We start from the raw sequence: 6,103 nt of genomic DNA, 5'->3' as shown, positions 1-6,103 counted from the left end.
GCTCACCGCACGCGGTAAACCGCCCAAAGTCGCCATCACGGCCGTCATGCGAAAGCTGATAGTCCTGGCAAACGCCCTCATCCGCGACGACCGGGAATGGACACCAAGACTGGCTTGACCAAGACGGATACTCTAGCGTCTTGACCACGTTGAAACGCGTCATCCACATGCCATCGCCCTCATGCAGTATTTCTCCATTGCATACGAATCCGGTGCCCATCGACCTGGCACGAATGACATAGTCGGCGTCCGCGAGCTGTCGCTCGGCGGTCAATTGGGGGCATGCGCAGTCCTGCGCTGAAGCCGACGCGCCGATGAACAGTGCGAAGGCCGTAGCGCTCAGAATTGCAGCGCGGATGCAGGCTGGTCTAGTCAATCGCTTCCCGCACTTCACCGCTCTCCGACAAGTAAATCTCGCCGCCCTTGTCCAGGAACTCTTTTGATTTCTCCGCCATGCCCGCTCTTGCGGCGGCGGCCTGTTTTTCCATGTCGGCTTTTTCATTGTCGGACATGCCGGCGGCGTATTCGCGGACTTCGGCAGTGATCTTCATGGAGCAGAATTTCGGGCCGCACATGGAGCAGAAATGGGCGACCTTGTGGGCGTCTTTCGGCAGGGTCTGGTCGTGGAAGTCGCGCGCGGTTTCGGGGTCCAGCGCCAGGTTGAACTGGTCTTCCCAGCGGAAATCGAACCGGGCGCGGGAGACGGCATCATCGCGCAGATGGGCGGTCGGGTGGCCCTTGGCGAGGTCTGCCGCGTGGGCGGCGAGCTTGTAGGTGATGACGCCGACTTTGACGTCGTCGCGGTCTGGCAGGCCGAGATGCTCCTTGGGCGTCACATAGCAGAGCATGGCCGTGCCGAACCAGCCGATCATCGCGGCGCCGATGCCCGACGTGATATGGTCGTAGCCGGGCGCAATGTCTGTGGTGAGGGGGCCGAGCGTGTAGAAGGGTGCCTCGCCGCATTCGCGCAGCTGTTTGTCCATGTTGATCTTGATCTTGTGCATCGGCACGTGGCCGGGCCCTTCGATCATGACCTGGCAGCCCTTGGCCCAGGCTACTTTGGTCAGCTCGCCGAGGGTTTCGAGTTCGGCGAACTGGGCGGCGTCATTGGCGTCGGCCCCGGCGCCGGGGCGCAGGCCATCACCTAGGGAGAAGGAGACATCATAGGCGCGCATGATGTCGCAGATTTCCTCGAAATGCGTGTAGAGGAAGCTCTCGGTGTGGTGGGCGAGCATCCATTTCGCCATGATCGAGCCGCCGCGGCTGACGATGCCGGTGACGCGGTTAGCGGTGAGGTGGATGTAAGCGAGGCGCACCCCGGCATGGATGGTGAAATAGTCGACGCCCTGCTCGGCCTGTTCGATCAGCGTGTCGCGGTAGATTTCCCATGTCAGGTCTTCGGCGACACCGTTGACCTTTTCCAGCGCCTGATAGATCGGCACGGTTCCGATGGGGACGGGGGAATTGCGCAGGATCCATTCGCGCGTGTTGTGGATGTTGCGACCTGTCGAGAGGTCCATGACATTGTCGGCGCCCCAGCGGATGGCCCAGACCATCTTGTCGACTTCTTCTTCCACGCTTGAGGTGACGGCAGAGTTGCCGATATTGGCGTTGATCTTGACGAGGAAGTTGCGGCCGATGATCTGCGGCTCGAGCTCGGCATGGTTGATGTTGGACGGGATGATCGCGCGGCCGGACGCGATCTCGGAACGGACGAATTCCGGCGTGATGTATTCCGGGATATGGGCGCCGAAGGACTGGCCGTCGGCGATCGTGGCCGCAGCGTCTTCATGGGCGGCGGCGCGGCCCATGTTCTCGCGGGTGGCGACGTAGACCATTTCCTTGGTGATGATGCCGGCCTTGGCGAACTCGTATTGGGTGAGCAGGTCCTGCCCTTGATTCCAGGTCGTGTCTTGGTCCATGCTGCAGGGCGACGAGCTTGTCTCGATGGCGGCGGGGGCGGCGGGCTTGCGGCGCAGCGGCTTGTGGCGGACGAGGAACTGGCGGGCGAGATGTTTGCCATTGGCGCCGCCATTGTCTTCCGGCTTCACGTCGCGGCCTTCATACTCTTCCACATTGCCGCGTTCGAGCACCCATTCGCGGCGGTCGCGGGCGAGGCCTTTCTCGACGTCGATGGTGACCGAGGGGTCGGTATAGGGGCCGGACGTGTCGTAGACGGGCAGGGCGGGCTCGTTAGCGCTCGGGTGCAGGTCGATCTCGCGATGGGGCACGGCGATGTCGGGCGCCTGTGGCGGATGGGTATAGACCTTGCGGCTGGCCGGGAGGGGCCCCGTGGTGACTTTTGGCGTCTCGAAGGCGGACTGGTCGGCGGGCTTGTTCATGAGGTTTGCTTTCTGGAGTGGTATGTCAGGGCCATGGCGATGCAATGGGCGAGGTCGGGGCGCGGCAGGGGCTTGCGCAAGTCGAGCAGGATGGCGCGGGTGCCGGAGAAGGCGAGCGTGCCGGCGTAGAGATTGCGCCATTCGTTCACCAGCGTGGTGGAACAATGGACGAGGAGCTGGGCGGTGGTCGGCGTGGCGGGTTTCCAGCCGAGGCGGATGGAGTTGCCGCTTTTTGTGGCCTCGGTGAGGAAGGCGGGCTCGCCCCATTTCAGCGTCTCGGTGAGCGGACCGATGCCGGGCGTTGTGCGGGCGGTGTCGCGGATGAGGTCGCGCAGCTTGCCGAGATAGGCGCGCGGCGCGTCGAGGACGGCCTGGGCTTTGGCGGGCGCGGATGGCGGGGCAGTCAGGCGGCTCATGACGGGAAAGCTTTCGGGGCGGTCGGCGAGAGGCCGAGTTCCTTCTGGAGCTTTTTCGTCAGGCCGGCGGCAACGAGGCGGTAGCTGTCGCGCAGGTAGGTGAGGAGTTCGTCATCGGGCTTGGTCTCGGCGCTGGTGCGCTGGATCCATTTCATGCCGCGCGAGGCAAGGTAGGGCGCGCCGCGGCAGCCGGGCTGTTCTTTCAGGATATGGAAGGCGATGGGCGTGACCTTGAACGAGACGCCGGTGATCTCGCCGTCTTCGTCACCCGCAATGGCGTAGACCTTGCCGCTAATCTTCCAGACATGACTGCCGCCCCACTGGCAGACATAGGTCGAGTGGGGGAGGGATTTGCAGAAGGCCGTGAACGCACCGAGCGTCATTTAATTCTCCGTCCCTCGCGCCGGTATGAGCCGGATCAGGTTCAAAGGGTAACTCTCAGCCCGGCACCATGCCGGACACCCCTCGGATAGGGGAAGAATAGGCGGTTTGGAGGCCAAAAGAAAGAGGTGCGCGCGATGACAATACAAAGGCCATTACCTAAGTATGTTGACAGGGCGCCACCGGGCCAGATAGATAGGCATATGACTAAGTATCATTCGCCTGACCCTATCGCCCTTGATCGTGGTTTCCGTGCGCTGGCCGATGCCACGCGGCGGGGCGTGATGGCGCAGCTGAGCCTTGGCGAGGCGAGCGTCGCCGAACTGGCCGCGCCCTATGACATGGCGCTGCCGAGCTTTCTCCAGCATCTGCGCGTGCTGGAATCGGCGGGCCTTGTCTCGACCCGCAAGGAAGGCCGGGTGCGGCGGTGCCGGCTGGAAACCGCCCGGCTGGCCGAGCTGGACAGCTGGATCACCCGTTACCAGCAGGCATGGGCGGCGCGTCTCGACCGACTGGGCGATATTCTCGACGCGACTGACATAGAAGGAAACCTGACATGAGCCATGCCACGATCGGCCACGGCACCGTGACCATCGAAAAGACCTACACGGCCAACCCGTCGCGTGTGTTTGGGGCTTGGGCGGACCCCGAAATGCGCCGTATCTGGGGATCGCCATCCGACGAGATCGACCTGCGCATTGATGCGGCCGATTTTTCTGTCGGAGGAGAAGATGTCAGCACTTGCATGATGGGTGACTAGGCCATCGCCATCGTGCGTGGGCGGTATCATGATATCGTGACCGACCGGCGTATCATCTATACCGAGATTATCGCTTCCATGGACGCCATCGAAGGCGCCTGCCTGGTGTCAGCCGAATTCCAGCCGGACGGGCAGGGAACGCGCCTTGTGCTGACCCTTCAGACAGCGGCGCTGGATGGCGCAGACCTGCTGGAGGGCGTGCAGGAAGGCTGGGAGAGCGCCCTTTTGCGCCTTGGCGAGATGATGAAGCCCAGCAAGCCATGGACCGTTCCGCGCACTGGTTAACACCGGGCCCAGTCCTGTTAACCGAATCCTGACACCTGGTGACCATTAAGGGCCCTATCTGATTCCGTTACGGATGGAGGCGACGATCATGGCTGATGGATCTGCGCATGCGCCGCTGCATGTACCGCTTACGGCGGACGAATTGACGCCGCGCAAGAAAACACCGGTAAAGACCCGCAAATTCAAGGTCGATTTCTGGGCCACCGATTTCAACACGGCCGAAATCGGCATCATGAAGCGCACCCAGAACGAGGCCGCGTCCGACCAGTTCACCAAGGATATGGAGATTTACGGGCAGACGGTGGTGAACGGGAAGCGCGAGGCGTTGATCGCCTATCGCCAGGAGATGTGGAAACGCAACAAGGATTTCAAACGCCGGCTGGTGATCAAGCTGTTTTCAGAAGACCTGCACTGGCGTGGTACGATCGAAATGCTGATCGGGCGGTCGTTGCAGTTGTCGCTGGGATCGGGCGGCCTTGCGGTGCCGGCCTACTCGATCAACCTGGCGCGACATGACCAGCTGATCCAGCTGGAACGCTCGGCCCACCACTGGCCGCTGTTTCCCGAGAAATATTCCTTCTTTCTCCAGACGAAGAGCGGGCCGCGCTTCTACAAGCTGCGCCGGAACGTGATCTGTATCGGGTCGGATTACACGCTGTATGACCAGAAGGGCCGCAAGATCGGCCAACTCGACAGCCGCATCATCAATTTGGGCGGCGCCTGGAAAGTGACGCTGGACAGCGCGCATGCCAATGCCAGGCTGGAGGCCGTGTTGCAGCTGTTCTGTGCCATGCTGAAATTCAATGGGGCGGCGCGCCGCCATGTCCGCCAGCTGACGGAAAAGGTGCATGGGGGCCGGCTCGTGCCGGAACTCGATCACCACGAAGAGGCGCTTTACACGAATCCGCGCCGGCGGCGCTGAGCCGTCGCGGCAATTCAGCCTTCGTAGGCCTCGTTCAGCAAGTTGAAGGTCTTGTCAAAGCGGCCTTCGGCTTCGGCAAAGCGCAGGAACTTCACCCGTTCGGTGAGGTTTTCCTTCGTCTCCGGAAGGGCTTTGAAGTTCGCCATGGTCTCGGCGATATAGTCCTTCAGGGGCATGTAGGCCGCGCGCGTGGACTGGCCGGGCGTCAGGTTGGTTTGAACGCCGGGCGGAGCGATCTCGATCACCTCGACGTGCGTATCCTTCAACAGGTAGCGCAGCGACTGCGTCCACGAATGCATGGCGGCTTTCGAGGCGCTATAGGTGGGCGTGGCCGTCAGCGGCACGAAGGCGAGGCCGGAGGTGATGGTCATCACCGTGGCAGCCGGTTGCGCGCGCAGGTGGGGCAGGAGGGCGGCGGTGAGGCGGATCGGGCCGAGCACGTTGGTAGTGATGGTGGCCTCGGCGATGGCGAGGTCTACCGGGTCGGCCAGCAGATTTTCCTTCACCATGATGGCGGCATTGTTGATCAGGCCATTGAGCGCCGGGAAGTCGGCGATCAGTTCCTTCGCAAAGCGGACGATGTCGGCTGCATCGCTGACGTCCAGCGTGCGGGCATGCATGCCGTCCCGGCCCTCGATGGTTTCCTCAAGGCTGGCGGTCGAGCGTCCGGCGACGATGACCGTATCGCCAAGGGCGTGGAATTCACGGGCAAGTTCGCGGCCAATGCCGGATCCGCCGCCTGTGATGAGGATCGTGTTGCCTGTGGTTTTCATGGGTGAGCTCCTTTTGCCTCGGTGTTCAGCCGAAGATGGGAACATGCTCTCAAATCGAAAGAAGGCACCAGAAAGAATTATACTTATACAGCTTCTACTCCAAAACCCGAAAGTTCTCGTGGGTTATGACGCGGAAGTTGTCTGAGACCTTGTCGCGGAATTTCTTCCATTCCTGCGGGATGGTTTCACGCATGAATGCAAGGATGGCGTCGGCGAACTGCTTC

General features: G+C 62.0%; 8 protein-coding genes, 1 pseudogene and 1 riboswitch. Of the genes and pseudogenes, 5 read left to right on the top strand and 4 right to left on the bottom strand.

Annotated elements, in window-relative coordinates; translation table 11 throughout:
• Nucleotides 1-118: pseudogene (locus tag ACESNB_RS09700) on the top strand (IS110 family transposase); the annotation flags it as partial.
• 250 nt (nt 119-368) lie between these two features.
• Here ACESNB_RS09700 and thiC read toward each other — a convergent pair.
• The 3 genes from thiC to ACESNB_RS09685 all read right to left on the bottom strand — a co-directional run bounded on the left by thiC (nt 369) and on the right by ACESNB_RS09685 (nt 3,141).
• Nucleotides 369-2,342 carry a phosphomethylpyrimidine synthase ThiC gene (gene thiC, locus ACESNB_RS09695; protein WP_373006708.1) on the bottom strand — a complete coding sequence of 658 codons (1,974 nt, stop codon included), beginning with the start codon at nt 2,340-2,342 and terminating at the stop codon, nt 369-371.
• A complete protein-coding gene (locus tag ACESNB_RS09690) occupies nt 2,339-2,758 on the bottom strand; it encodes a DUF1801 domain-containing protein (RefSeq protein WP_373006706.1) in 420 nt (139 codons plus the stop codon). Before ACESNB_RS09690 ends, thiC begins: the two co-directional genes overlap by 4 nt.
• A complete protein-coding gene (locus tag ACESNB_RS09685) occupies nt 2,755-3,141 on the bottom strand; it encodes an MmcQ/YjbR family DNA-binding protein (RefSeq protein WP_373006704.1) in 387 nt (128 codons plus the stop codon). The genes ACESNB_RS09690 and ACESNB_RS09685 overlap by 4 nt, the downstream gene beginning before the upstream one ends.
• Nucleotides 3,136-3,234: riboswitch (TPP riboswitch) on the bottom strand. It overlaps the preceding gene by 6 nt.
• Nucleotides 3,235-3,342: 108 nt before the next feature.
• On the opposite strand from ACESNB_RS09685, the gene ACESNB_RS09680 reads away from it, so the two are divergent.
• From ACESNB_RS09680 to ACESNB_RS09665, 4 genes are all read left to right on the top strand, one after another.
• Nucleotides 3,343-3,699 (top strand): ArsR/SmtB family transcription factor, encoded by a 357-nt coding sequence (locus tag ACESNB_RS09680; RefSeq protein ID WP_373006702.1) that lies wholly within the window; start codon nt 3,343-3,345, stop codon nt 3,697-3,699.
• The gene (locus tag ACESNB_RS09675; RefSeq protein WP_373006700.1) at nt 3,696-3,899 is read left to right on the top strand and encodes a hypothetical protein; all 204 of its coding nucleotides are present in this window, start codon (nt 3,696-3,698) and stop codon (nt 3,897-3,899) included. Before ACESNB_RS09680 ends, ACESNB_RS09675 begins: the two co-directional genes overlap by 4 nt.
• A gap of 12 nt (nt 3,900-3,911) precedes the next feature.
• Nucleotides 3,912-4,184, top strand: coding sequence for an SRPBCC domain-containing protein (locus tag ACESNB_RS09670; RefSeq protein WP_373006698.1), 273 nt, complete (start codon nt 3,912-3,914; stop codon nt 4,182-4,184).
• A gap of 88 nt (nt 4,185-4,272) precedes the next feature.
• Complete coding sequence (locus tag ACESNB_RS09665; protein ID WP_373006696.1) at nt 4,273-5,106, top strand: hypothetical protein; 834 nt, start codon at nt 4,273-4,275, stop codon at nt 5,104-5,106.
• A 14-nt stretch (nt 5,107-5,120) separates the two neighbouring features.
• Here ACESNB_RS09665 and ACESNB_RS09660 read toward each other — a convergent pair whose 3' ends face one another.
• Nucleotides 5,121-5,879: an SDR family oxidoreductase gene (locus ACESNB_RS09660; protein ID WP_373006694.1), complete on the bottom strand. Its 759-nt coding sequence runs from the start codon at nt 5,877-5,879 to the stop codon at nt 5,121-5,123.
• Between the last annotated feature and the right edge of the window lie 224 nt (nt 5,880-6,103).

The organism is Hyphomonas sp. (assembly GCF_041689225.1).
Classification (GTDB): Bacteria; Pseudomonadota; Alphaproteobacteria; order Caulobacterales; family Hyphomonadaceae; genus Hyphomonas.
The sequence above is the reverse complement of the archived record's forward strand: the minus strand, read 5'-3'. Positions and strand labels throughout refer to the sequence as shown.